Annotated in this window: 24 protein-coding genes and 1 pseudogene; 5 read left to right on the top strand and 20 right to left on the bottom strand. The window is 60.1% G+C overall.

The features are described from left to right. Positions 1 to 83: 83 nt before the first annotated feature. The 5 genes and pseudogenes from BM177_RS03065 to BM177_RS20895 form a co-directional block, all read right to left on the bottom strand. A complete protein-coding gene (locus BM177_RS03065) occupies positions 84 to 1,298 on the bottom strand; it encodes a glycosyltransferase family 2 protein (RefSeq protein WP_091677758.1) in 1,215 nt (404 codons plus the stop codon). A 113-nt stretch (positions 1,299 to 1,411) separates the two neighbouring features. Further along, entirely contained in the window at positions 1,412 to 2,185 is a 774-nt protein-coding gene (gene rfbF, locus BM177_RS03060) for a glucose-1-phosphate cytidylyltransferase (protein ID WP_091677754.1), read from the bottom strand. Between the two features lie 620 nt (positions 2,186 to 2,805). Then, positions 2,806 to 4,419 (bottom strand): two-partner secretion domain-containing protein, encoded by a 1,614-nt coding sequence (locus BM177_RS03055; protein ID WP_091677749.1) that lies wholly within the window; start codon positions 4,417 to 4,419, stop codon positions 2,806 to 2,808. Positions 4,420 to 4,782: 363 nt separating this feature from the next. Next, positions 4,783 to 5,596: pseudogene (locus BM177_RS03050) on the bottom strand (IS5 family transposase). 307 nt (positions 5,597 to 5,903) lie between these two features. Further along, on the bottom strand, positions 5,904 to 6,026 hold the full coding sequence (locus BM177_RS20895; protein WP_280140519.1) for a hypothetical protein: 123 nt from the start codon (positions 6,024 to 6,026) through the stop codon (positions 5,904 to 5,906). A 369-nt stretch (positions 6,027 to 6,395) separates the two neighbouring features. On the opposite strand from BM177_RS20895, the gene BM177_RS03045 reads away from it, so the two are divergent. The 4 genes from BM177_RS03045 (at position 6,396) to BM177_RS03025 (ending at position 10,680) form a co-directional block, all read left to right on the top strand. Further along, the gene (locus tag BM177_RS03045) at positions 6,396 to 7,052 is read left to right on the top strand and encodes a hypothetical protein (protein ID WP_091677745.1); all 657 of its coding nucleotides are present in this window, start codon (positions 6,396 to 6,398) and stop codon (positions 7,050 to 7,052) included. A gap of 182 nt (positions 7,053 to 7,234) precedes the next feature. Next, complete coding sequence (locus BM177_RS03040) at positions 7,235 to 8,569, top strand: flavin monoamine oxidase family protein (protein WP_342028886.1); 1,335 nt, start codon at positions 7,235 to 7,237, stop codon at positions 8,567 to 8,569. A 315-nt stretch (positions 8,570 to 8,884) separates the two neighbouring features. Next, positions 8,885 to 10,108 (top strand): GNAT family N-acetyltransferase, encoded by a 1,224-nt coding sequence (locus BM177_RS03030; RefSeq protein WP_091677739.1) that lies wholly within the window; start codon positions 8,885 to 8,887, stop codon positions 10,106 to 10,108. Positions 10,109 to 10,248: 140 nt separating this feature from the next. Then, entirely contained in the window at positions 10,249 to 10,680 is a 432-nt protein-coding gene (locus BM177_RS03025) for an HIT family protein (protein WP_091677736.1), read from the top strand. Between the two features lie 73 nt (positions 10,681 to 10,753). On the opposite strand, the gene clpA is transcribed toward BM177_RS03025, so the two are convergent. The 4 genes from clpA to BM177_RS03005 all read right to left on the bottom strand — a co-directional run bounded on the left by clpA (position 10,754) and on the right by BM177_RS03005 (position 15,280). Then, positions 10,754 to 13,237 (bottom strand): ATP-dependent Clp protease ATP-binding subunit ClpA, encoded by a 2,484-nt coding sequence (gene clpA, locus BM177_RS03020; RefSeq protein ID WP_091677732.1) that lies wholly within the window; start codon positions 13,235 to 13,237, stop codon positions 10,754 to 10,756. Positions 13,238 to 13,250: 13 nt separating this feature from the next. After that, entirely contained in the window at positions 13,251 to 13,712 is a 462-nt protein-coding gene (clpS, locus tag BM177_RS03015) for an ATP-dependent Clp protease adapter ClpS (protein ID WP_425284359.1), read from the bottom strand. A 501-nt stretch (positions 13,713 to 14,213) separates the two neighbouring features. Then, positions 14,214 to 14,759: a phasin family protein gene (locus tag BM177_RS03010; RefSeq protein WP_175492477.1), complete on the bottom strand. Its 546-nt coding sequence runs from the start codon at positions 14,757 to 14,759 to the stop codon at positions 14,214 to 14,216. A 179-nt stretch (positions 14,760 to 14,938) separates the two neighbouring features. Further along, positions 14,939 to 15,280 (bottom strand): phasin family protein, encoded by a 342-nt coding sequence (locus BM177_RS03005; protein ID WP_091677725.1) that lies wholly within the window; start codon positions 15,278 to 15,280, stop codon positions 14,939 to 14,941. A gap of 218 nt (positions 15,281 to 15,498) precedes the next feature. Between BM177_RS03005 and BM177_RS03000 the strand changes: the two genes are divergently transcribed. Then, positions 15,499 to 17,160 (top strand): serine hydrolase, encoded by a 1,662-nt coding sequence (locus BM177_RS03000; protein ID WP_091678698.1) that lies wholly within the window; start codon positions 15,499 to 15,501, stop codon positions 17,158 to 17,160. 47 nt (positions 17,161 to 17,207) lie between these two features. Here BM177_RS03000 and BM177_RS02995 read toward each other — a convergent pair whose 3' ends face one another. The 11 genes from BM177_RS02995 to BM177_RS02945 all read right to left on the bottom strand — a co-directional run bounded on the left by BM177_RS02995 (position 17,208) and on the right by BM177_RS02945 (position 25,724). Next, positions 17,208 to 17,915 carry a DnaJ domain-containing protein gene (locus BM177_RS02995; protein ID WP_091677722.1) on the bottom strand — a complete coding sequence of 236 codons (708 nt, stop codon included), beginning with the start codon at positions 17,913 to 17,915 and terminating at the stop codon, positions 17,208 to 17,210. An 11-nt stretch (positions 17,916 to 17,926) separates the two neighbouring features. Further along, positions 17,927 to 18,643 (bottom strand): hypothetical protein, encoded by a 717-nt coding sequence (locus tag BM177_RS02990; RefSeq protein WP_091677719.1) that lies wholly within the window; start codon positions 18,641 to 18,643, stop codon positions 17,927 to 17,929. A 143-nt stretch (positions 18,644 to 18,786) separates the two neighbouring features. Further along, positions 18,787 to 19,440 (bottom strand): glutathione S-transferase family protein, encoded by a 654-nt coding sequence (locus BM177_RS02985; RefSeq protein WP_091678694.1) that lies wholly within the window; start codon positions 19,438 to 19,440, stop codon positions 18,787 to 18,789. A 62-nt stretch (positions 19,441 to 19,502) separates the two neighbouring features. After that, positions 19,503 to 20,294 carry a YdcF family protein gene (locus BM177_RS02980; protein ID WP_091677716.1) on the bottom strand — a complete coding sequence of 264 codons (792 nt, stop codon included), beginning with the start codon at positions 20,292 to 20,294 and terminating at the stop codon, positions 19,503 to 19,505. Positions 20,295 to 20,330: 36 nt separating this feature from the next. Then, a complete protein-coding gene (yacG, locus tag BM177_RS02975; protein WP_091678691.1) occupies positions 20,331 to 20,558 on the bottom strand; it encodes a DNA gyrase inhibitor YacG in 228 nt (75 codons plus the stop codon). 91 nt (positions 20,559 to 20,649) lie between these two features. After that, positions 20,650 to 21,312: a Maf-like protein gene (locus tag BM177_RS02970; RefSeq protein WP_091677713.1), complete on the bottom strand. Its 663-nt coding sequence runs from the start codon at positions 21,310 to 21,312 to the stop codon at positions 20,650 to 20,652. Between the two features lie 27 nt (positions 21,313 to 21,339). Continuing rightward, the gene (infA, locus tag BM177_RS02965; RefSeq protein ID WP_012589799.1) at positions 21,340 to 21,558 is read right to left on the bottom strand and encodes a translation initiation factor IF-1; all 219 of its coding nucleotides are present in this window, start codon (positions 21,556 to 21,558) and stop codon (positions 21,340 to 21,342) included. Between the two features lie 324 nt (positions 21,559 to 21,882). Next, positions 21,883 to 22,767 (bottom strand): CDP-diacylglycerol--serine O-phosphatidyltransferase, encoded by an 885-nt coding sequence (gene pssA, locus BM177_RS02960; protein WP_091677710.1) that lies wholly within the window; start codon positions 22,765 to 22,767, stop codon positions 21,883 to 21,885. Positions 22,768 to 22,899: 132 nt separating this feature from the next. Next, positions 22,900 to 23,427, bottom strand: a complete 528-nt coding sequence (locus BM177_RS02955; protein WP_091677706.1) for a hypothetical protein — start codon at positions 23,425 to 23,427, stop codon at positions 22,900 to 22,902. A 114-nt stretch (positions 23,428 to 23,541) separates the two neighbouring features. Beyond that, entirely contained in the window at positions 23,542 to 24,945 is a 1,404-nt protein-coding gene (gene der / locus BM177_RS02950) for a ribosome biogenesis GTPase Der (RefSeq protein WP_175492476.1), read from the bottom strand. Next, positions 24,945 to 25,724: a tetratricopeptide repeat protein gene (locus BM177_RS02945; protein ID WP_091677699.1), complete on the bottom strand. Its 780-nt coding sequence runs from the start codon at positions 25,722 to 25,724 to the stop codon at positions 24,945 to 24,947. The genes der and BM177_RS02945 overlap by 1 nt, the downstream gene beginning before the upstream one ends. Between the last annotated feature and the right edge of the window lie 142 nt (positions 25,725 to 25,866).

Genomic DNA, 25,866 nt, shown 5'->3' with positions numbered 1-25,866 from the left:
AGGCGTGGCCAAGCCGCGCCTTATTCTCATCCCTTGCGACAAATCAAGGCAAGACAGCGATAGTCCGTCTCATAGAGACAGGGCTAAAAGAAAAAGAACCTCTTTCGTGCGATCACGGGCTGCGGCGGCAGCGGAATGATTTCGATATCGCGCGACTGCACAAGGGCTGAGGCGTAAGCCGAAGTAAAATCCGCAATATTATTTATATAGGCCGAATTTGGATAGTATGAATAACTGACTGTGCTTGCCGATTTGTCCAGTGTCGGAAAAAATGCTGCACGCTGTATATGCGTCCATACAGGATCAATCTCGATCTGGGCCGGATCGACGCCGTTCTTTGCGGCGATCGAGTGGATAGCCTCGACCACCTTATCATAATGAGACATGAACCGCGGCGCCGCTTTGCTGAACCAGCTGACGAACCCCGCCATATCAAGCTTCACGTCGTCATCATCCGGATAATACTTGTCCTTGAACTGAAGAAGCTCGTTAGCCACGGCAATTTCAACAACATAACCTGCTTCCAGTTTGGGGTGCAGTTGCTCTTTCCAAAGTCCGCCTTCGGTTTCAAGTTCGAAAGCCTCTTTGCTGCCTTTGGCAAAGGGGAAATAACTGAAAGCCGCCCCTGTGCTGTGATGCGACACGCCCCGCACGGCGAGCGCACGATAGGAATAAAGAAAGGTTTCGGTGGACCACGCGTTGACCAGGCCCGATCCAATATCGGGCGAACGGCTGAGGAAGTAGCGTCCGTACTTCGCCTTGACGTTAGCGATCAGGTCGCGCGGCACGAAGGCGTCATATATAGACGGCAGCTCGTTGTAGATACGACTACAGGAATAAATATCCTTCAGAAAGGATTTCGAATTCCGAAATTCTATCCGCGATCCGATGTGAACATGAGCCAGATTTTGATATTCTTCTACAAGAAATTTTGGCCAGAAATAGATGAGGGGCTTCCATGCCAGAATCATGCTTGGCCAGCGCGCATGAACCGATTTCGCAATTTCGACGGCATCGGGCAATGGCCCATCATCATCGCCGAGAAAATTGATGTAGTCGCCTCGCGCATATTCGAGCGCCAGCTCCCAGTTATCCGTCATGGCGAGGCGCTTCTCGGAACGGAAATAACGAATGTGGGGGCTGGAGAAGGAGTCGACGACCTTCTTAGTCTCTGGAGAACTTGCATTATCCATAATGACGAGCTCAAATTCAGAATGCGTCTGGCGAAGAACGCTTTCAATCGTCGATTTCAGCACGTCATGGCGATCCCGAGTTGGGACGACGAATGAATAGAGCATGCAAACTCCCGGCGCGGCTCCTCAATATTTAAACGACGGCCCCGTGCAGCAAACCGGCATCAGGAGAGCGCGACTAAAGTTTCCTGAGCCCCAAAAGTCAAGCGCCCTCGGCGTTACCACCGCTTCCACGGAGCGGTTCCTGCGGCCCAAAGGCTTTCCAGAACATTTTTGTCGCGCAAGGTGTCCATGGCCTGCCAGAAGCCCGTGTGGCGATAGGCGTTCAGGTGACCGTCGCGGGCAAGCGTCTCCAAAGGCGCGCCTTCCCAGGCGGTCGCGTCGCCCTCTATAAGCTCCAAGGCAGCGGGGTCCAGAACGAAAAAGCCGCCATTTATCAAGTTATTGTCGCCCGGCGGCTTCTCGACGAAGCGCATCACGCGGTCGCCCTCAAGGACGAGCGCGCCGTAGCGTCCCGGCGGCGCAACGGCGGTCAAGGTCGCCAGCTTGCCGCTTTGTTTATGATGCGCCAGCAAAGCGCCAATATCGATATCGGCCAGGCCGTCGCCATAAGTGAAGCAGAAGGGCTGCTTTGGATCAATATAGGATGCAACACGCTTCAGGCGCCCGCCGGTCATCGTGCTCTCGCCGGTGTCGACGAGTGTAATGCGCCAAGGCTCCGCCGACGACTGATGGTACGTGATCTTGTTGCTGACGGCGTCGATCGTCACATCGGAATTGTGCAAGACGAAATTGGCGAAATACTCTTTGATCATATAGCCCTTATATCCGAGGCAGATGATGAAGTCCGTCAGGCCATGTGAGGCGTAGAGCTTCATGATGTGCCAGAGGATCGGGCGCGCGCCGATTTCGATCATTGGCTTTGGCCGCGTCGCGGTCTCCTCCGCCAGCCGGGTGCCGTAACCGCCTGCAAGTAGAACAACTTGCGTCATTATTCATTCCACATTCTGAATACATATCGGCGCGCTAGCCTGCGCCTACAAACGGGAAGAGAGGGCCATCCACACCTAAGACCAATTGGCACCAAATCAAAAGATAAAAATGAGGCAAGATGCATGCTGTCCCCCGATAAAGAGCCGATGGGGATGAAAACTGAGAACTGCCATGTAATTTCTTTTGCAGCGCAAAGAGGATGAAGACGCGACCCGCTGTCTTCTTCGAAATTGCGCTTTCACCAGTCAGGTTTAGAATTTATTCCGCGGTCGGAGGGCCCACGACCCGCCCTGTCGTCCCCGAGCCCGCGCGCGTTCAGGGCGGCGGTCAGAGCCGCATGGAGCAGGACGGCCCGGCCAGAGCGGCAGGCGATTTAAACTCAGCGGTGGTCAGACCGGCCGCGTTGAAAGACCCGGTATTACACCTCCTATGCATTGGGAGCGGTTACCGGGGAATCCTTCGTGGGCGGCCTCGTCGGAACCAACACCGGCATGGTTTCAAATTCCTATTCCACTGGAGCCATCGGCGGCGTTCTTAACAGCGCCACAGATATTAGCGGCCTCGTCGGCGCAAACCCCGGTTCCGTGACGTCTTCCTATTGGGACACAGAAACCTCGGGTCAAAGTAAAGGGACAGGAACCTCCATGTCCCCGTCAGGGTTGGCGCCGCTCACCGCGCCCGTCGCGTAGGATTTTGAAATAGAGCCCCCATTGCCGCCAGCGAGGCCGCCGACGTTGCGAACAACATTTCCGACGCCGCTCACATTTCCGGTCGCATAGGATTGCTTGATCGAGCTGCCGGTGTAGTTCTCCCCGACAAGCCCGCCCAATGAACAATTTCCCGCGACGTTTCCGGTCGCATAAGATCGCCTAATTGCGCCAACATTTGCTCCGACCAATCCGCCTACGTTCGAAGCATAATCCCCGGGTGAATTTATTCCGCCAGTGGCGTAGGAATGTTCGACGATATAGTTGCTTCCGCCCGCAAGACGACCAACGTCGCGGGCGCCCTTGACGGTGCCGGAGGCGCTGCTGTCGATAATGCTTCCATAGCTCCAGCCGACGAGGCCCCCGACATATGAGTCGCCGATGACCGAAACGGATGCTGAACTGTTTTGCACGAGGCCATGATTCTTGCCGACGAGAGCGCCGACCCTCTGATAACCGCTAACTCCGCCGCCCGCGAGGGTGACGTTCTTCACCACGCCCGCGCCGCCGACATAGCCGAACAAACCCACATTGTACCCGGTCCATATTGCTGCGTTCAATGCGTCCGTCGGGCGCTGAATGGTCAGGTTCGAGATCGTATGGCTCTGACCGTCGAAGGTGCTCTCTGCGATCGGCCCCCCGGCGTATTTTTGCCCGCCCGACACGTTGAGCCTGCCGGAGACATTGACCGCCCCGCCCGCGCCGCCGCCGATGACGATCGCGCCCGAATGGCCGCCGATGCTGCGGGCCTGCACGAGGCCGCTGATGTTGACGGCGTTGCGCGCCGCCTCGCGCGCCGTGGCCGCCTCGATCACGACGAGGCCGCCGTCGGCCTTGATCGTTCCTGAGTTGCTGACGAGGGCCTCCTTGCCGTTGGAGCGGGTGGGCGCCGCAACCTTGAGGAAGCCGTTGCCGGAGAAATCAAGCGTCGCGGTTTCGCCGGAGCCGAGCCCGACCTTGCCCATCGGCGCGAGGATTTTCCCGGAATTCGACACGACGCCGCCAATCAGCGCGGCGTAGCCGCCGCGCCCGACGCTGATGACGCCGTCATTGGTCACTGCCTTCGAGGCGCCGCCGCCCTTGAATTTCAGTCTGGCCCCGCCGCTGAGGAATTCACTGTCGGAGACGCCGAGCGTCGAGGCGACGAACCCGGCGGCCCTGACCACGCCCGTCTTTGTGATCGCGACGCCGTTGGGATTGACGAGGTAGACCTGACCGATGGCGTTGAGCTGTCCGGCGATTGTCGAAGGCGTCGAACCGATCACCCGGTTAAGGAGCGCCGAGGATGAACCGGGTTGATGAATGTTGACAGTATTGCCCTGGCCGATCGAAAAGCCCTGCCAGTTGACGATGGCGCCCTGGCTGGACTGGCGAATGTTCAGCGTATTGCCCGAGGTCGGAGAAATCGTTACCGAGCCGGAGACCGCGCGTCCGCCCGTCGGCAGGCTCTGGGCGAAAGATCCCCCGCTGCTCAGCGCCGTCGAAGCCAGCAGAACTGCGCCGAAGCGAGAGTGACTGCGGCGCATGGAGACCCCTTAATATCGTCTTCAAAACTATGAAATCAGCCAAATTTGAGCCTCGCCGTATTCTCGCCATAAAACATTTGCCGTCAAGCCGGAGTTCTTCAGTCAACGGTTATATAATTTGTAGGACATTCTCCCCGCATTACTACTAACTGTACGGCTGCTACTAGATTATTTCGAGGCCGCACTTTGGAAGCGCGTCGCTAAACGTATAAAGCAGAAGGATTGATTATACCCTCGAACATCTTGTCAGCGCAAATCCTGTCTATGGCCTAACGTAAAGTGCATGCCCTCAGACACAGTTCCCCGATTTGCCCTGGTCAGCGAGTTTCCGCCGGAGGGCAACGAGCCTTGGACAGATGTCAATCACGGTTTCACGTTGGCCGACATCATTGGCGACCTTCCCCGCCCGCTAGGTCCTGTTGACAAATGCGCGTGTCCATAGGCGGATGGCGGCGATGTGGACGAAGGCAAGGTAGCTCGCGGCGGTTTTGTCGTACCTTGTCGCCAGTCGGCGCGCGTTTTTCAGCTTGTTGAAGCAGCGTTCGATGCGGTTGCGCAAAGCGTAGATGTGGCCATCGACCGGGATTTGAAGCTTGCGATTCCGACGCATCGGAATGACTACGGCGGCACCGTTTTCCTCCAGCGTTTCGCGAATATGATCAGAATCATAGCCACGGTCGGCGAGCACGACCTTCGCTTCTGGACCCTCCGCCTCCATCAACGGGTCAAAGCCAAGATAATCGGAGACCTCGCCCGCCGTGATGGCGGCGGTTATCGGCAGGCCTTCGCCATTCGTGCGGAGGTCGATTTTTGTCGTGAAGCCACCTCTTGAGCGCCCAAGACCCTGACGCGGAGTCCCCCTTTAGCGCCGGCGGCGCAATGATGCGCCCGGATGATGGTGCTGTCGATCATCTGAACGGTCTCGCCGACGCCCTCGGTCTCATTCAGGGCTTCCAGCAGGTGCTCCCATAATCCAGCCAGCGTCCAGCGTCGGAACTGTCGGTAGACCGATGACCACTTGTCGAAATGCTCATGTAAGTCCCGCCACTGCGCGTCGGTTCGGGCGATCAAGAAAATACCATCCAGAACAAGGCGATGATCTTTTCGGGCGTCGCCCGCTATGGGCTCCGCGGGCACTCACAAACGGCTCAAAACACGCCCATTCCTCGTCGCTCATCAATCCCCGAATCAAGCCCGCCTCCTTACGAAAGCGACCTTGAATCAGACACACCCAGGAATTGGAATCCTATTTGTCAACGGGACCTAGGCTGCTCGGACCGGACCTCGATAGCGCGTGCGCGCCGACCTCGTCACATAATCCCCGTCTTGACAAGCGCTCCGTCGTCTCGGCTCCGCCTAGGCCCCATTCATCGAGGCTCAGCGCCGTCCGAAGTTCCATTACCGTAAAGGGGTTGACCGCCGGAGGTTCGAAACGTGTTTCAGTTTCAAATACCCCGGCCGACCCTTCGAGCAGACTGAGCCTTTCAATGAAATGCGCTGGTTTGGCGGGACAGGAATTGCGGGGTCAGGTCGGCCAGCGTCTTTTCGCCCTTGATGGCGGCCAAGGCCATCGCTGGTGCGTGGTTCCAGCGGGGTCGCTTGCTCACCGCCTTTCCTGCGCTGCGACCATTTTGGTCGCGATCAGGCAGAAACTCCATTTATCGGATTGCCAAAACTCGTCGAGCCAGCTCTCCATTAAGATCAGCTAAGAACAAATGTCTGCGCTTTCGGTGTTGCCTACACCGTCGCCGATGATTCGAAATCCCAGAACGACACTACATGAATATTTTTTGCAAAATTCTGGACAACGGGGGCCAAACAGATTCAATATAGATCCGCTTATTCGTTGCTCACAACTATAACGAACTCCAACGCCAGAACCCAGTAGCCTATCAATTGTTTGCAGGTAAGTTTTTGCCGAAAAGGCGTTTCATTCCTATAGTTCTCCCTGTGGCCATGTTGCCAGGAATCGGTAAATGACGAAGCCAACCGACCACGACCGCAAAAAGAGCGTCGCTAATGCTGTGGGAACGACGCCGACGCTGCAACAGCGCGCTGTTATCGAGCGTTACCTCATGCGCCGAGGGAGTCGCCCAAACGCGCCGCGCCTGGTCGTCAAATCAAAACCGCACAAGCCACTGCAAATTAGTCAACCGTCCATTGCCGACGTCGCGGGCTTGGCGCTGGCTTTCGGGACAACCGACCAAGGGGTCGCGAATATCTTGCTCACAAGCCTCATCGGCGCGGCTTGTGATAGCGACCCCACGTGTTCGCCGAGCGAAAAAGACGTCAACGGTATGCTGGCAGCCATTCATGGCGTTGGGGCGAACGACGAAATCGAAACGATGCTGGCAGTCCAGATGGTCGCAACCCATTTCGCCGCAACACGCGCGCTTCGTCGCTTGAAAGGGTCGGGCACGATCCCCCAGCACGACAGCAACGGAAATCTCGCGGTGAAACTTTTGCGGACCTTCGCGGCCCAGACCGAAGCGTTGCAACGCTATCGTGGTAAGGGGCAGCAGAAAGTGACCGTCGAGCACGTTCACGTGCATACCGGCGCGCAGGCGATTGTTGGGTCAGTGAAAAAATGTGTCTGTCAGTTTTCTGGCCTCAGCCATGGCTCGCTCCCCTAGGGTACATTTTGAGTACAGTCGCAAACGTCACTAGCATGCGACGTCACGAATGTTCACCGGACATCTTTTATGTAGATCGGGGGCGGATAAGTGCAAGGGATCATTGGGGAATTAGGCCGTTGACAACGGCTCAGGAAACTTCAGGAGCGCTCAATTAACGCCAGAGGGAATGCCTGCTTCGCATGTTTTACACATACGCAAAAGGCGCTGATTTCAAGATGGAGGTTGCGGTGCGTCGAGTCTCGCCGGACGATTTCAACGTCGTGGTCATCGGCGCCGGAGCCGCCGGTCTCGCAGCGGCTGCGCAGCTTCTGGCCTGCAACATCGCCGTCCGCATTGTCGAGGCGCGCGATCGGATCGGCGGGCGCGCCCATACGGTTATGACGGCCGGCTTTCCGCTCGACCTTGGATGCGGATGGTTGCATTCGGCCGATCGCAATCCATGGACCAGGATCGCCTCGATGGCCGGCTTCACGATCGACAACACGGCCCCTGGCTGGGAGCGCCAGAGTCTCGATCTTGGTTTTCCGGCTAAAGATCAAGTAGATCTGCGCGCCGCCGGGGCGCGTTTTCGCCAACGGCTCGAGGCGCTCGATCCGGGCGGCGCGGACTCGCCTGCCGCCGACCTTCTTGATCCCGGCTGTCGCTGGAACCCGATCCTCAATGCGGAAAGCGCCTTTATGAGCGGCGCCGAACTCGATCTTGTCTCGGCGCAGGACCTGAAACGCTACGCCGACAGCGCCGTGAACTGGAGAGTGCGCGAAGGCTACGGGAGCGTCATCGCAGCCTATGGCGCACGCCTGCCCGTCGAGTTGAACTGCGCCGTGAGGCTCATCGATCATCGCGGCTTGCGCGTGCGGATGGAGACGTCGCGGGGCGCGATAACAGCTGATGCAATCATCGTGACGGCCCCCGCCGCGCTGATTGCAAGCGAGGCGATCAGGTTCCAGCCCGCCCTGCCCGACAAGGTCGGCGCGGCGGCGGCTCTTCCCCTCGGCCTCGCCGACAAACTCGTCATGGCGATAGACGATCCGCAGCTGTTCCCGGCCGACGGGCATCTTCTGGGAGACCCGGCCCGCGCCACCACGGCAAGTTATCATTTACGCCCCTTCGGCAGGCCGTTGATCGAGGGATTTTTCGGCGGTCGGCTTGCGCGCGATCTGGAGGCCGGCGGTCCGGACGCATTTTTCGCTTTCGCTGCGAACGAACTCGCCTCGCTTGCGGGCGAGTCGATCCGCGGCAAGCTGCGGCCGGTTTCGGCAACGCGCTGGGACGCGGATCCTTTCGCGCGGGGCTCTTATTCCTATGCGACGCCCGGCCATGCGGGCGCGCGCGCCCGGCTTGGCGAACCGGTCGGCCAGCGCCTGTATTTCGCCGGAGAGGCGTGTTCGCCCGACTCTTTTTCAACCGCGCACGGCGCCTTTCTCTCCGGCGTCAGCGCGGCCAAACAGATCATCGCCGACCTGGCCGACGCTGGAGCGCTTTCCTCAGAAATCGCTCCAGAGTCAAAGACTTGAGCGTATTCTTATTGATGGGATTGATTCAATCCGATCGGAATATGCTCGAGCGCTTTCCGATCGCATGAAGTCATGCGATCGATCAGAAATCGCTCCAGATTCAAAAGTTTGAGCATATTCTTCTCGATTGGATTGATGCAATCCGATCGGAATATGCTCGAGCGGCGATCTTCCTGCGTCCGGACCGTGACCGCGCCCGCGCGTTTCGCCAAGGATCCATCGCGCGGCGCCATACTACGGATGAAACATAAAAAGGCGTTGTTATTGCACCGAATGAATTGATTTGGAGCGCAGCGTCTAAAGGAAACAGTTCCGATGCCTTCGCCCTATAAAGTCCATATCGCGCAATCGATGAGCGACATCGGCGCGGCGGAATGGGATGCATGCGCCAATCCCAAGCCGGATGCGCCCGGCCCGATCGCCGGCCTCGGCTCAGGCGGCCCGAACCAGCCGCCGCGTCAAAGAGAGCGATTCAATCCCTTCATCACGCATGCTTTTCTGAGCGCGCTCGAGACGTCGCAATCCGCCTCCCCGCGAGCCGGGTGGGTCGCGACCCACGTCGTAGTCCGCGATTCCGCGGGAGGGCTGGCGGCGGCGGCGCCGGCTTATCTCAAAACTCATTCGATGGGCGAATACGTGTTCGACCATGCGTGGGCTGACGCCTACCATCGCTCCGGGCTCAAATATTATCCAAAGCTACAGGTCGCCTCGCCGTTCACGCCCGTCACCGGCAGGCGCCTCCTCGTTGCGCCGGGTCATGGCGAGGCCGCGCGCGAAGCGCTGATCGGGGGATTACGAGCCTGGAGGAACAAAATCGGCGCTTCATCGATTCACATCACCTTTTCCACCGAGGAGGAATGGGAGCGCCTCGGCGCATCGGGCTTTTTGCAGCGCACCGGACAACAGTTTCATTTCGTCAACAAAGGCTATGCCGATTTCGACGCTTTCCTCGGCGATCTCTCTTCCCGCAAGCGAAAGATGATCCGGCGTGAACGTAAGGAAGCGCTCGCCAGCGGAATCGAGATCGAACTTTTGACCGGAGCTGACATTCAGGAGAAGCACTGGGACGCGTTCTTCTTATTTTATACCGACACCGGCGCGCGCAAATGGGGAACGCCTTATCTCCGACGCCCGTTTTTTTCGGCCATCGGCGCGTCCATGGCCGACCGCGTCCTGCTGGTCATGGCGAAACGAAACGGAGTCTATATCGCGGGCGCGATCAATTTCATGGGCGACGACGCGCTCTACGGGCGCAATTGGGGCGCAATTGAAGAACACCCCTTTCTGCACTTCGAGGTGTGCTATTATCAAGCGATCGAATTCGCAATTTCACATAGCCTCTCCCGCGTCGAGGCGGGCGCGCAAGGCGAGCATAAACTCTCACGCGGCTATGGTCCGGTCGCGACCTATTCGGCGCACGACATTCCGGATGAACGGCTCGCCCGAGCGATTGACGATTATCTTCAGAAAGAGCGCGTCCACATTGACGCGGCGATCGAGGACTACGGTGAATTGACGCCGTTCAAAAAAGAGTCCTGAGCGGGCGAGGCGCATTGACGGCGTCGCCGCTCCTTCATGAGTGAGCCGCAGGGAGTCGATCTAAAAGAGATCCTGAAAACGAAACCAGCCGCCACGCGGAACATCAAAGACGCGGCGTAAAAACAGGGACGGAAAAGACGATGATAGCGGTCTACGACGAGTCCAACATATTCGCGAAAATCCTGCGCGGCGATTTGCCGTGCCACAAGGTTTACGAAGACGAGGCCGTCCTGGCTTTAATGGACATCATGCCGCGCGCGGACGGTCATGTGCTCGTTGTTCCCAAAGCCCCGGCGCGCAACATCCTCGACGTCGAGCCGAAGGTTCTTTGCGAATTGATGACGCGGGTGCAGAAAATCGCCCGCGCGGTCAAGGGAGGGCTCGGGGCCGACGGCGTCACCATCCAGCAGTTCAACGAACAGGCCGGCGGCCAGGTCGTATTTCATCTGCATTTTCATATTCTGCCGCGCTGGAACGGCGTCCCCCTGCGGCCTCAAAGCGGGGCGGCCGAACAACCGGACGTGCTGGAAGGCTTTCGCGTCAGAATCGCCAGCGCGCTGGCCGGCAACTGAGCGGACCCCAAAAGAAAAGGCTCCGGAGCGACCCGAAGCCTTTTTGAGGCGCGTCTAACAGGCGTTTAACCCCTCAGTGTTTCAGATCCGGCTCGTCGCCGCCGATGGTTTCCGCTTCGTCGTCATCGGGGCTTTCGTTCGGATCTTCGTCATCGTCCTTCAACCGGCGCGCCTTGGCGCGGCGCACTTCCGGCTCGGGCCGCACCCGCTTTTTGCCGGCTTCGACGATATCGCGTTCCGGACGCGGCAGGGCCGGTCCTTCCGGGAAGACGAAGCTCAGCTTCTTCACGCCATCGTCGTCCGCGGTCACGACCACCCGCACCGTTCCCCCGTTCTTGAGACGGCCGAACAGCACTTCGTCGGCCAGCGGCGTCTTGATCGATTGCTGGATGACGCGGGCCATGGGCCTTGCGCCCATCTGCTCATCGTAGCCGTTCTCCACCAGCCAGTGGCGGGCCTCATCGGACAATTCGATGGTCACGTTGCGATCGGCAAGCTGAGCCTCGAGCTGCATGATGAATTTGTCGACGACCTTGACGATCACGTCGGCCGGGAGATGGCCAAAGGTCACCACCGCATCGAGCCGGTTGCGGAATTCCGGTGCGAACATCCGGTTGATCGCTTCGACGTCCTCTCCCTCGCGCTTTCCGCGCGTGAAGCCGTAGGACGAGCGCTGCATGTCGGCGGCGCCCGCATTCGTCGTCATGATCATGATGACGTTGCGGAAGTCGACCTGCTTGCCGCTGTGATCGGTCAGTTTGCCGTGATCCATCACCTGCAGCAGGATATTGTACAGATCAGGATGGGCCTTTTCGATTTCGTCGAGAAGGAGAACGCAATGCGGATGCTGATCGATCGAATCCGTCAAAAGGCCGCCCTGGTCGAATCCGACATAGCCGGGAGGCGCTCCGATCAGCCGGGAAACGGTGTGGCGCTCCATATATTCCGACATGTCGAAGCGGACGAGCTCGACGCCGAGACTGACGGCGAGCTGGCGAGCGACCTCGGTCTTGCCGACGCCGGTCGGACCCGAGAAGAGATAGCTGCCGATCGGCTTTTCGCCGTCGCGCAAACCGGCGCGCGCAAGCTTGATCGCCGACGTCAGAGCCGCGATGGCGCTGTTTTGCCCATAGACGACCCGCCCGAGCGTTTCGGTCAGATGTTCGAGAACCTCGGCGTCGTCCTTGGACACGGTCTTCGGAGGAATCCGCGCCATCGTCGCGATGGTGACCTCGACCTCCTTGATGCCGATGGTTTTCTTGCGTTTGCCCTCCGGCAGCAGCATCTGGCTCGCGCCGGTCTCGTCGATCACGTCGATCGCCTTGTCCGGCAGCTTGCGGTCATGAATGTAGCGGGCGGACAATTCGACAGCGGCCTTGATCGCCTCGTTGGTGTAGCGGATTTTATGGAATTCCTCGAAATAGGGCTTCAGTCCCTTCATGATTTCGATCGCATCGGGGATCGTCGGCTCGTTGACGTCGATCTTCTGGAAGCGGCGGACCAGGGCGCGGTCCTTTTCGAAATATTGCCGGTACTCTTTGTAGGTCGTCGAGCCGATGCAGCGCAGCGTGCCTTGAGCCAGCGCGGGTTTCAGCAGGTTGGAGGCGTCCATCGCGCCTCCTGACGTCGCTCCGGCGCCGATGACAGTATGGATTTCGTCGATGAACAAGATCGCTTTCTTGTGGTTTTCGATCTCCTTCATCACCTGCTTGAGCCGCTCCTCGAAATCGCCGCGGTAGCGGGTTCCGGCCAGCAAGGTGCCCATATCGAGCGCGAACACCGTGGCCTCGGCGAGAACCTCCGGCACTTCGCTTTTGACGATCTTGCGGGCGAGGCCCTCGGCGATGGCCGTCTTGCCGACGCCCGGGTCGCCGACGAGTAGGGGATTATTCTTGTGGCGACGACAAAGCACCTGAATGGTGCGCTGCACTTCCGCCTCGCGCCCGATCAGAGGATCAATGCGGCCTTCCCTCGCCTTTTTGTTGAGGTTGACGCAATAAGCATCAAGCGCGCCTTCTTTTTTCTTGGACTCGCCTGCGTCCTTGGAGTCTTTCGAATCTCGGGCTTCGGCTTCTTCATCGGCCCCGCGTGGAGACTTCGACGGATCCGAGAGACCCGGCCGCTTTGCGATGCCATGGCTGATGTAATTGACGGCGTCGTACCGGGTCATGTCCTGCTCTTGCAGGAAATAAGCGGCATGGCTCTCGCGCTCGGCGAAAATCGCGACAAGAACATTGGCGCCGGTGACCTCTTCCCGCCCCGAGGACTGCACATGAATCACGGCGCGCTGGATCACACGTTGAAACCCGGCGGTCGGTTTGGCGTCGTCCCGGCCGTCGCTGACGAGATTGTCGAGCTCCTGGTCGATGTACTCGGTGAGATTTTTCTTCAGCAGATCGAGGTCGACCGAACACGCCCGAAGAACCGCCGCGGAATCGCCGTCCTCCGTCAGGCTGAGCAGCAAATGCTCCAGCGTCGCGTATTCATGGTGACGCTCATTGGCGACGGCAAGCGCTCGGTGGAGGGTCTGTTCGAGATTGCGGGAGAAGGACGGCATAGGCTCCAACCTCTCATTTCTTTTCCATGATGCATTGCAGCGGGTGCTGGTTCTTGCGTGCGAAATCCATGACTTGCGTAACTTTGGTCTCGGCGACCTCGTAGGTAAAGACACCGCACTCGCCCACCCCATGCTGATGCACATGAAGCATAATGCGCGTCGCCTCTTCCGGCCCTTTGTTGAAGTACTTTTTCAAGACGGAAACGACGAATTCCATGGGCGTGTAATCATCGTTCAAGAGAAGAACGCGGTACATGCTCGGCCGCTTGGTCTGCGTCTTTGTCCGGGTGATGACGGCCGTCCCCGAACCGGGAGGACCATCGCCGACCTTTGAGTCTTTAGCTGACCGCAGCCTCTCTAGAGAGCCGCCAGGCGCCTGGGCGACGTGCACGGATTGGTCGTCCCGCGAAACAGGCTGAGCGGCCATCCCGGCACGCGCAAAACCAAATAATCGCGAAATAAACCGCCTCAACATCTTCTTCGTCCCCAAAGACAAGGTCTTCTTTTTTTCCCGTCGCCCGTTGGGATTCGACGAGGCGACGATTCAGTGAACAACGCGTGCGCCCCTCCTGCAAGAGCGATTTTTTCCGCCTGTTTTTCCTGCCTGTTTTTTCTGGCGCTATGGCTGCCTTAAGTTAACTCGCGATCGTCGGTCTGGTTCTGAGTATGATCCAAAGGCGGCTTTTAGCAAGATTCCCGAAGACGGCTTTGAGCAAGATTCATAGAACATATTCCGATCGGATTGAATCAATCCAATCGACAAGACTATGCTTAAAACCTTGATTCTGGAGCGATTTCTGATCGATCGCATGACTGCATGCGATCGGAAAGCGCTCTAGTGTCGCGGCCTCACCTCTCAAGATCGCTTTCCTGACGCATGGGAAAGGAGCCGTGTTCAAATTTTCGGCAACAAAAAACCCGGTCAAATGCCGGGCTTCAAGGATTGTGCCGCTTCAGGAACTTCGGGATTGTCGGATTATACCGGCTTCGGATCGCTGCTTGCGTGGGACGGCAATTTGACGGCCTTCCTGGCGATGGCGATGTAAATGCCTTTGATTTTCGCAGAATGTTCAAGGAAGTCTGCGAAGGCCGTCTTGGCGAAGTTCGCGTAAATCTGCGCGCAATCGCCAGGAGTCTTCGCCTTGAGCAGACTGCCCGCCAAGGCGAGCCGGTCTGTTGCTGATTTCTTGGCGTAGGTGAATGTTTCTTCGGCAATGGTCTTCAAGCCCGTCGAGGCCAGCTCAGCGGCGACAATGTTCCCGCCGGCGACGCCGTTCGCCTGATCTACGATTATCACGTCGTTTTGCTCGGGACCGGCCTCGACGTAAAGCGTCGCAGGTTCGGTCGCTGCGTCTTCGCTTAAATCAACAGAACCACTGAAGTCGGCTCCGGAAAAATTTGTCGCCGGGTCAGCGGCTTGAACCCCCAGCTCGATTCGTCCAGTAAAATCCTGCGCGCCGGCCTCAGGCTGTTCTCCAGGGCGAACGGTCGCGGGACTCGAATCGTCGTTAATTTCAGCCACTGGCAAAATCCGTTTTGTGAGAGGGCTTCACTGGCGCCGACGCCGTCTGACGCCTGTCCAGCAACGGCTCCTTCACCAGACCCGGCATAAGCCGGCCTTGTTCGATAAAGGCTCGGCGCCGCCGGGCCTTCAGTGCGTCAAGCCTCCCCGATGCGCATGCTTCGCGAGGAAGAGAAGTTCTAGAGTTTGCCGCCCTGCACCTTGGCGAAAGCGGTTTCGACCGGCTTGAACGCTTCTTTCGCCAGAGCGGAATAGAGCTCGCTCATCTTCGTCGCCTGAGCAATAAATCCCGCATAGGAGGTCTTGGCGTATTCCGACTGAATCTGGATTGCGGTGTCGAACGATTTGGCCCCGAGAAGTTTTTCAAGAAAAGCCGAGCTGCTTTCAATGGACTTTTTCGAATAGTCAGAGGTCTCTGCCGCAATGGCCTGCCAGCTCTTGGCGAGAGTCGACGTTGAGGCGTTTACGGCCTCGAGCTGCTCTTTGCCGAATTTTTGGAAATCGTCATAGGCGTTGGTCATTGGATCTCCTTTAGGGAAAGCGCCTGGCTCCTGTGAAGAGGCGACTGATGCGCATTTTTATGATCGCACATTCTTTATAGTGCAGCGCACAATTCACGTCAAGTTGATATTGCAGCGCACCCAGAGCTACGCAATAAGGGAGAGTCCGCGCCTTTAACGCGCCGGTAACCGGCTCTCGTTAAAGTTTGGAAAGGATCATTCGAAGCCGCGGGTCGAGCATGCAGGACAGGTCTAAGCTGGAAACGGGTTTTGGCCGCATAAATCTGGGTGTGGCGCTGTCCTCGATCCTGGCTTTATCGGGCGTCCTCGCCGCTCCGGCCGAGGCGAGGCATTCACGCCATCACCATCACGCTTCGCAACGGCACGCCATGGGCGCGCATTTTTCCCATCGCCGCCATCATGAGCACGGCGTCGACGGCACTCTGCAGTCCCGGATAGCGGAAATCGTCGTCGACGCGAATTCCGGCCGCATCCTCTACGCCAGGAACGAAAACGAGCTTCGCCACCCGGCCTCCATCACCAAAGTCATGACGCTTTATATGCTGTTCGAACAGATCGAACGCGGGCGCTTGCGGCTGGACAGCGAATTGCGCGTTTCCGCTCATGCCGCCGCTCAGGCGCCGACGAAACTCGGGTTGAGGCCAGGCCAGACGATCAGCGTCGACGACGCGATCAAGGCCGTCGTCACCCGCTCTGCGAACGATATCGCCGTGGCGATCGCCGAAACCATTGGCGGCGACGAAGACAGTTTCGTCGATATGATGACCCGCAAGGCTCATTCTCTGGGAATGAGCCGCACTCATTTCGCCAATGCGTCGGGCTTGCCGAACGACGCGCAGGTGACGACCGCCAGCGATCTCGCGGTCCTCGGGCGCGCCATTCAAGACCGTTTCCCGCGCTACTATCGCTATTTCTCGACGCACGCCTTCTATTACGCGGGCGCGACGATCCTCAATCACAATCATCTCATGGACCGTATCGAAGGCATGGACGGCATCAAGACCGGCTATACCCGGGCGTCCGGCTTCAATCTTTTGACTTCGGTCAAGCGCAACGGCCACTTTATCGTCGCGGTCGTCCTCGGTGGGTCGAGCGCATCCTCGCGCGACAAGATCATGGCGGATCTCATCGAGGACCAGATCGACAACGGCGAGACGGTCCGCACCGCCGCCCTGATCTCGGAAAACAACGTCCGCACCGCCGACGCCGACGAAGCGCAACAAGATCTTCCGCATCGGCCCGAGCCCAGCATGGATCTGCCCGCGAAGGCGCCGGCCGCGCCGAAGACCGCGATACCGAGCCAATTCCTCGACCCTGTGCGCGTCGCCTCGATCAGCCCCGAAATTCCGCTTGAAAAAGCCCGGCCGGCCTATGTCGCTGGAGCCCTCAAACCTCCGGCCGAAGGCGGAGCCGGGGCGAAGCCCGCGCTTGCGAAACAGGCTTCCCTGAATGGTTCGACCGCAGGATTCACCCGTTCCTTTGGAGCCGCCGAGTCCGGCGCGACCAATGCTGCGGCGCAGCGAACGACGCCATCCGCCAAAGCGCACGACGCCGAGAAGCCTGCGGCGTCGAAAATCGATCCGCCGCAATCAGCGAAGGTCAAACTCGCGGATGCCGGTCGCCCCGCCGCAGCGCGCAACGGATGGATGATCCAGATCGGCGCGACCGACAACGCCGCCAAGGCGACTGAACTTCTCGTCCGCGCGAAATCGGAAGGCCGCAAGGCGCTCAACGGCGCGCAGCCCTTCACGGAGAAGGTGGAGAAAGGATCGGGAACCCTTTACCGCGCTCGTTTCGCCGGCCTTGAAGCCGACAGCGCGGAACTCGCCTGCAAGACCCTTAAACGTTCGGGATTCGCCTGTTTCGCGACGCGAAACTAGCGGGCCCTCCCTATCGCCAAAGCGCATTTCACCGCTAACCCCGGACCTTACTGATGACGACGCATCAGGACTTCTTTGGCTTCATTGACTCGCGCCGCCAGATCGGTCGTCCCGCCATGGTCTGGATGCAGTTTTTTCATCAGCGAGCGATGCGAGCGAACCACTTCCTCCGCCGAGGCGCCCTCCTTAAGTCCCAGAACCTGATACGCTTCGTCCTTGGACATCGCCGTCCCACGGCGGGCGGCCCCAGAGTCGCGCTGACCTTGTCCTGCTGGACGCCAACCGGAAAACCGGCGGTCGAAATACGCCTCAAGCAGACGCGCTCCGTCAGGGTCGTCACGTCGGCACAGATGGAACAGCGCCTCGCATTGCGGCCGGGTCATCGAATCTAGCGAACGGCCCTCGTCCGGACCGGCGAGGACGGCTCCCCGCATTTTGCCGGTCTGGTGATCGAGTTCCATTTCAATCATGGCGGAGCGGACGCACGAGCCTCGCGCAGCCTTTGGGCGGGCGAAATTGAACATTCCCAGCGTCGAGAAATTGCTCCATCCGAGCAGCCACGCGCCAAGGCCCCCGAGGCCGATCGCCATATCGACCCGCCCGCGCAGAAGCAGGAACCCGGCGGCGAACAGCGCGCCTCCGCCCATGCCGGACCGGATCAGCTTTGCAAGCTGGGTCGGATTGGCCCTCGCAAAGGCCTTCAGCCCTGTCGAGAACAGCCAAAACAGAACCAAGCCCGAAACGAGATAGATCATCTCCCCACCCCTCAGCGCATCTGCGCCAAAAGAAGGTTTGCCGCCGCGCCGCTTCCACGAGCCTCTGTTTCAAGGGCCTGCCGTCCTCCGGCGGCGTAAGCGGCGGCAGCCGAAAGGAGCGCCATGAGCCGGCCCGGAGCGGAGACGTCGAATGTGGCATAGGCGCCGCCTGTCAGCAAGGCGATCTGCCGGAACGCCTGCTCCGCGGCTCTGTCGCGTCCCTCCTGAAAAACGAAAGCCTTCACGCCCAAAAGTCCAATCTGACCGGCGGCCGCCGCCAGCGCGTCCGCCTGTTCCTCCATGGCGTCGCCAATGAACACCAGCGCGCGGACCGGCTGCCTGCCGTTTTCATCGCGCACATGCTTCAGAATTTTTTCGATTTGGGTTTGCCCGGCCGCGACACTGATCTTGGTCATGATCCCGGCGAGCCCGGGCCCTGCGGTCATGAACCGCGACGCCCTGCATTCGTGAAATCCGCGATAATACACAAGCTGAACCTCGAGACCTCCATGAGCCGCGGCAGTCTCGAACATTTTTCCCTGGACGGATTGAGCCAGATCCCAGGTCGGCTGCCGGCTCATCGTCGCGTCGAGCGCAAAAATGAGCCGCCCGCGTCCGGACCCGGCAAGCGCCGGCGCCTTCGACGCGGCGTCAAGAAAGCGATCGACGTCGGTCCTTTGACCCGGCGACTGACCGGTCACAGCCGTTCCGCCTTCGGGGCGGCTCATTGCAGGGCTCGCGAACGAAATTCTTTCATGCGGTACAGATCGTACTTGCGACACGGAACGGCAAGCGGTTTGAGCGGGCGGACGACATTTTGGCGCGCGGTCCCCTCATCGCCCGAGGCCCGGCCCGCGCTGAACGGCGGCGATCACGCGATTTCGTATTTCTCGATCATCCAGGGTTCGGCGGAGGCCTGCTCGCTCCAGTCCTTCCAGGCCGGAAGGTCCATCAAGGCGTCCATATAAGCTCGCGTCGGCCCCGTCACCGCGACGTCATAGACGTGAAGCCGGTTGACGACCGGAGCGAACATCGCATCGGCGGCGCAGAAAGCGCCAAACAAAAATCGCCCGCCCGCGCCAAACTCTTGACGCGCCGCGGCGAACGCCTGTTCGAGCCGCGCGACATCGGCAGCGGCCTCCGGGTTGAGATCTATTTTGCGGACCGGCCGGCGCATGTTCATTGGCGTCTGCTGGCGCAAAGCGAGGAATCCGGAGTGCATTTCCGCCGCCAGAGACCGCGCCCGCGCTCGCGCCCCGCGCTCCCTTGGCCAAATCGGATGATCAGGAAAGGCTTCCGCCAGATATTCGATGATCGCCAGCGAATCCCAGACGACGAGTCCCTCGTCGATCAACGACGGGCACTTTCCGGAAGGAGCGTAGCGCAGAATGTCCGCGCGGGTGTTCTCCCGCCCCAGGGGGATCACGATCTCCTCGAAGGGAATCTGAAAGTAACGCATCGCCAGCCACGGGCGGAACGACCATGACGAATAGTTCTTGTTGGCGATAATCAGCGTCAAGGCCATGTGAGCGTTCATCTCCCTCTTTGGACCAATAGCGGCGCGCGTTTTGCCGAAACGCAAAACCCTCAGGGCGCCGGAAAAAGTTCGCTGGTTTTTCCCGTCAGGCGGTAGGCCAGCAGACCGACATATTCGCGGACCGCGAAATCCAGCATCGCCACTTTTTCCGGCATGGCGGAAACAAACCAGTCCCGCCTGTCTCCAAAGGTGCGGTACGCCACCGAATAAGGCGTAACGTTAAACCCGACGCGGCGGAAGATCCCGACCGCGCGGGGCATATGCCAGGCCGAAGTCACGAGCAGCCATTTGTCGTTTGGACCCGGCTGGAGGAGATCGAGGGTGAACAGGGCGTTTTCCCAGGTGTTGCGCGACCTCGCCTCAAAGCTCACGCGCCCCTCCGGCGCGCCAAGCGCCAGCCAAAGCTTGCGCACGCCAATGGCCTCCGCCGGTTCTTCGCCCGACAGGTTCGCCGCTCCTCCCGTAAAGACAAGCCGTGCGTTCGGATAGCGCAGGGCCAATTTCAGACCCGTTGTGAGCCTGGCGCCATCCCCCGTGAGGATGTCTTCTCCGCGCGCTTCCGACCTCGCTTCATCCAGCGCCCCGCCCAGCACGATGATGCCGGTCGGCTCGGCCGCGCTGACGGACGGTTGAGGAAATCTCTCCTCCAGAGGGCGTAGAAGCAGCGCGCCAAGAGGCGTCAGCAAGGCGATCGCCAGCGTGATTATGGAAAAGGCCACGACGGCGCGCCCCACGCGCGCGAACCGCGTAAAGCCGAGAAGCACGCCGACAACGCCAACCCCGAGCAGCAGGGCGACGGGTTCGGCGATCAGCCAGAAGATCTTCGAGACGATGAAGAACATGGGCGCTTTATCTCGAAGCCCGGGGCCGGGCGAAAGTCACTCGCCGCGGTCCTTTGCGTCGGCCTCAAGCGGCGGCTCATCGTCGTCCGCGGCGGGAAGGGCGTAGGCGCCGCGAAGCCAGCGATGCAAATCAACGTCGGCGCATCGGTTCGAACAAAACGGGCGCGCGGCGAAGACGGCGGGCTTGCCGCAAACCGGGCAAGGCCGCGGTGGAACCGACGCCTCGCCGTCGTGCGCGTGATCTTGATCGCCCTCGCCAGCCATGGACTTTTCCTTGGAACGCAAGGCGTTCGTGCTTTAGGAGCAACGCCTCGGAAAGCCGCCTTTCAGGGGCAAGCCCGCGGGAGCCGTCCCATCAGACCCTGTTCAACCAGAAGAGCTGGGCGGGATAGCCTTCGCCCGCCAGAAGCGACATCGTCTCGTAAAGCGGCAATCCCACGACGGAAGAATAGGATCCGACGAGTTTCAGCGCAAACGCGCCCGCCAGTCCCTGAATCGCATAGCCTCCGGCCTTGCCCCGCCATTCGCCGGAGCCAAGGTAGGCTTCGATCTCACTTGAGGAAAGCCGCTTGAAGCGCACTCGCGTCTCCACCATCTTTCGTCGCTCCTGCCCCTTGGGGTTGACGAGGCAAACGCCGGTGTGAACCCGATGCGCGCGCCCCGACAGGAGACGAAGGGATTGTGCGGCTTCCGAGAGGATTTCGCATTTCGGCAGGATTCGGCGTCCGACGCTGACGACGGTATCGGCGCCGATCACATAGGCCCCGGCGAGTTCGGGGCGGCCCGCCGCCACCTTCGCCGCCGCATGCGCCTTTTCCCGGGCGAGCCGCGCGGCGAGGCTGCGGGGGAGCTCGGTCTTGCCTGGCGTTTCATCGATGTCGGCAGGCAAAAGCGCATCGGGTTCGATCCCGATCTGCTGCAGAAGTTCGAGACGGCGCGACGACGCCGACGCGAGCACGAGCTTCGGCCGCCAGGGTTTATCCTCGCCGCTCGAAGAGGCTTTATCTGCGCCAGTCATGGCCGCCGCCGATCATGATAGGCCGGCTCACTTGAACCGGTAGGTGATGCGGCCCTTGGTCAGATCATACGGCGTCATCTCGACGAGCACTTTGTCGCCGGTGAGGACGCGAATCCGGTTCTTGCGCATTTTTCCGGCGGTGTGAGCGATGATCTCGTGTTCGTTCTCGAGCTGAACCCTAAAGGTGGCGTTGGGCAGCAATTCGACTACGACCCCCGGAAACTCGAGTAATTCTTCTTTCGACATTTCTTTCCTTGTTCTGTAGCCGCTCGACTGGACAACGGCTCGCCCGGATGCTGTTGACCCAATCGCGGACCTTGAGATGCTCAAGCTCCGTTACCCCGCAATCACGCGTCAGGGCTTTCTTGCCCTACCGCGGGCTGCGGTTCAATCATTTGCGCAATTCGCGGACAGTGAATCCCGCCCCCAACCGCGAGACCCGTCGAAATCCCCCGTTCCCGCCCATAATCCGGCCAAGCTGATTGCCGGGCGGGCAATTCGCCGCGACCGTAATCGAGAACCGGGCGTTTGTGAACAGGGCGTTTGTAAACGGGGCGGACGGGCTCCGCCTCAGGATTGCGGCGGAGTTCCGGACGGGACCGCAACCTCCTCCGTCTCATGGGCCTTGAACCGGCGAACGGCGAGGGGGATTGTCGCGAGATAGGCCAGCGCAAGAAAAATCATCATCTCCATCGGGAAGGTCGCCAGTAAAATAAGACCGGCGGCGACCCCGAACAGAACGGCGATGACATATTCGCGCGGCACCCGGCCGCTTTTTTTGCCGGAAAAATGCGGGATCTGGCTCGCCATCAGGTACGCGATGACAAGAACATAGGCGATTTCGAAGGGAACCAGACCTCGCGCGTTCGGGACGCCGAGAACGGACAGATTGAGATAGAGCGGCAGCAGGCTGACGATGGCCCCGGCGGGCGCGGGCATCCCGGTGAAAAAATGCGTGCGCCAGGCGGGGCGGTTCGGCTCGTCGGCCGTGACGTTGAAGCGGGCGAGCCGAAGCGCTCCGGCGATCGCGAAGATCAGCGAGGCGAACCAGCCAAAACTCTTGAACTCATGCAGACTCCAGAAATAAAGGATCAAAGCCGGCGCGACGGCGAAATCAACAAAGTCGGCGAGGGAATCGAGTTCCGCGCCAAACCTTGACGTTCCACGCAAGGCGCGCGCGATTCTTCCGTCCAATCCGTCCAGAATCGCGGCGCCGATCACCGCCAGAGCCGCGGTCTCGAACTGCCCGTCGGCCGCAAGACGAATAGCGGTCAGGCCGAGGCAAAGCGCCAGCAGGGTGACGAGATTGGGAAGGATGATCCGGATCGGAACCGGGCGGAAGCGGCGCTTCCGGATCAGCGGAGGCTCGAACGCCTCGAATTCGCTCGCTTCGTCGTGGGCGTGTCCGGGCTCAGCGCCGGCCCCAAAGCCGGAAGAAGTCGTGCCGGTTTTCATGTGCGCCTGATCCTCGCTGTGGGAATGATCGCGTCACGCCGGCGCAATCGCTTCTTGAATGGTTGGAACCGCACTATTTATTCCGAAAAACCCTTGGTGAAAAACCCCGCCGGAAACCGGGATTGCGAAGCTTCAACCCCAACCAATGCGCAGCTTGATCCGCGCGGTCAGCGCTCTCGCCTTGCGGCCAAGCGCAACTCCATAGGCCCAGGCCTCGGTCGATTTCGCCCAGGCGATGATCCTGTCGCGAAACGCGATCAGCCAGTTGAGAATTTTAGCGAACCATTCGATGGTCATGAGCTTCGCCTTGCCCGCGTCGTAAATTCTCTCAATGATCAGAAGGCTGACGGCGTAGGCGAGGACAAGCGCGCTGACGCCGACGATCACATGGCCGGTGCCGATCAGGATCACCGCGTAGATTTTCGCCGGCTCCGCGACGGCGAAGGGAATCGCGAGGGCGACGAGGACGCCATAGGGAGGCAGTCGCGCCACGGCGGCCTGCAACCTTGCGATGACGCGAAGCTGCGCCGTCCACCGGATCAGGGGGCGGAAAACAGGCGTGACGAGGGCGTCGAGAACGACGTAAACGACGACGACGGCTTCGGAAATCAGCAGCAGAGCTCTGCGCCAGCCTTGAGATTTATCATCTGGGCGCGCCATGCTGGTCCCCTTCCTTTTTTCTTGTGGCTTGACGAAAATTCCCTTCGGACCTGGCGAAGCATACTCGCAGCCGCGCCGACCCGGAAGCGCCGGCGGCCTACAAAGACTTTATCGTTACCGCTGCCGCGCCTTCCGATGTTGATACGGGTTGTCGCTGGTCTTTTTCGATACGCGGATCGGAACGCCGGGAAGATCGAAAGCCTGGCGCAGGCCGTTGACGAGAAATCTCTCGTAACTCGCGGGCAGCGCGTCGAGCTGATTGCCGAAAATGATGAAATAGGGCGGCCTTGCGCGCAATTGGGTCATGTACCGGATTTTGATCCGCCGCCCTGAAACCGCCGGCGGCGGCGTCTGCTCGAGGGCGCCTTCAAGCCATCGATTGAGCCGCGCCGTGGAAATCCTCTTGTTCCAGGTCTCGTGCGCGCGAACGACGGCCTCCATGAGCTTTTCCACGCCTTCCCCGGTCTCGCCGGCGAGCGGAACGACCGGAGCACCCTTGACCTGCGGCAGAAGACGGATCGCTGATTCGCGCAATTCGCTGAGCTTTGATCCCTTCGCCTCGATCAGGTCCCATTTGTTGAGGCCGATGACGAGCGCCCTGCCCTCGCGCTCGACAAGATCGGCGAGGGTCAGATCCTGTTTTTCGAACGGAATCGTCGCGTCGAGCAGAAGGACCACGACCTCGGCGAATTTCGCCGCCCGCAAGGCGTCAGCGCCGGCCAGCTTCTCGAGTTTGTCGTCGACCTTCGCGCGCCGGCGCAGGCCCGCAGTGTCGAACATCTTGACCTTGCGGCCCCGCCATTCGAAATCGATTCCGATCGTATCGCGGGTGAGTCCAGGTTCTGGTCCGGTGAGCAGCCGGTTCTCGCCCAGAAGGCGATTGAGCAAGGTCGATTTGCCGGCGTTGGGCCGGCCGATGATCGCGACCCGCAAGGGCTTTGTGACGTCAAGTTCGGAGCCGTCCTGGTCCTCGCCAAGAACAATCCTGGTTTCAGCTTCAACCTGATCGTCCGGCACCTCCGTTTCGGCCGGAAGCGCTTCGCGCAGGGCCGCGTAAAGCGAGGCGAAGCCATCGCCATGTTCAGCCGAAAGCGGGGTCGGCTCGCCAAGGCCAAGATCATAGCCTTCGACGGCGCCGGCTTCTCCGGCTCGGCCCTCGGCTTTGTTGGCGATGAGGATCAGGGGCTTGCCGGCCCTGCGGACGAGATTGGCGAAGACACGATCGTCCGGGGTGAGGCCCGTCCGTGAATCGAACAGAAAGAAGATCGCATCCGCGTGTTCGATCGCCATTTCCGTCTGCGCCCGCATGCGGCCGGGCAAAGAGGCGGCGTCGCCCTCTTCGAGGCCCGCGGTGTCGATGATCTTGAAGGTCAGATCGCCGAGCCTCGCCTCGCCTTCGCGGCGGTCGCGGGTCACTCCGGGGCGATCATCCACCAGCGCGAGCTTTTTGCCGACGAGCCGGTTGAACAAGGTCGACTTGCCGACATTCGGGCGTCCGATGATCGCGACGGTGAACATTATTTGCCGGGATCCAGTCCCTTGGATTGCGGACCTAGCGGCTGCACTCCCTGGGGCGAAGCATCTTTTGGAGCAACCGCTTGAGAGGGAGCGGGTTGCGGCGCGGCGGTTGGCGCGGCGGCCGGCGTCAGGGTTCGCGCCCCCTGCACGAGGGTGATGAAAGCCTCGATCCGCTGGCGCAGCGCGGTGGGAGTAATCGGATCCGAGATGATCGCGTCGAACCAGCGTCCGGCCGCCTCGAAATCATTGCGCTTCAATTCGGTGATCCCGAGCAGTTCCCGGATCTGGTTCTGATAGGGGTAATTCGGGTTCGCAAGCGGGCTGAGCTTCAGCATGAGGTCTTTGTAATCGTCGTGATCGACCCTCAAGAACGCGGCTCTCAATTCGGCGAGATCACGAAAGCTCACATTGATGGATTGATCAGCGGCCAGCTTGTCATAGGCCTCGATCGCCGCGGCCGGATCGCGTTTGGCGATCTCGTCCGCCGCCCGCAACCGGGCCAGCGCAGCATAGCCCTTCGCCGCGCTCTGACCCAAAGCGGCGAGCGCGGCCTCGGCCTCCGTCGTTTTGCCGTCGCGCGACAATTGGACCGCGGCCTCGTACTCGGCTCCGGCGGCCTGCGCGGCCTCGTCCCGGAAGTGTACATAGGTCTGAAATCCGACCGTCCCGACCACAACCAGAAGCGCCAGGGCGAGCACCCAATATTGGTACCTCGTCCAGAGCTGGATCGCCCGGTCGCGGCGGACGTCTTCGTCAACTTCGCGGAAAAGATCAGTCATTGTGCGTCTCGTGAATAGCCGGGGTCGCTCCCGCAGGTCCCTCAGCTAGCATGACGCTTGCGGAAATGCGACCCGCCTTCGCACACTCGTCTTCGCACACTCGTCTTGGCTCGACTGAAGAAACGGGGCGAGGGTATGGCCG

Origin of the sequence: Methylocapsa palsarum (genome assembly GCF_900114285.1) — a bacterium.
Taxonomy (GTDB): Bacteria; Pseudomonadota; Alphaproteobacteria; order Rhizobiales; family Beijerinckiaceae; genus Methylocapsa; species Methylocapsa palsarum.
The sequence above is the reverse complement of the archived record's forward strand: the minus strand, read 5'-3'. Positions and strand labels throughout refer to the sequence as shown.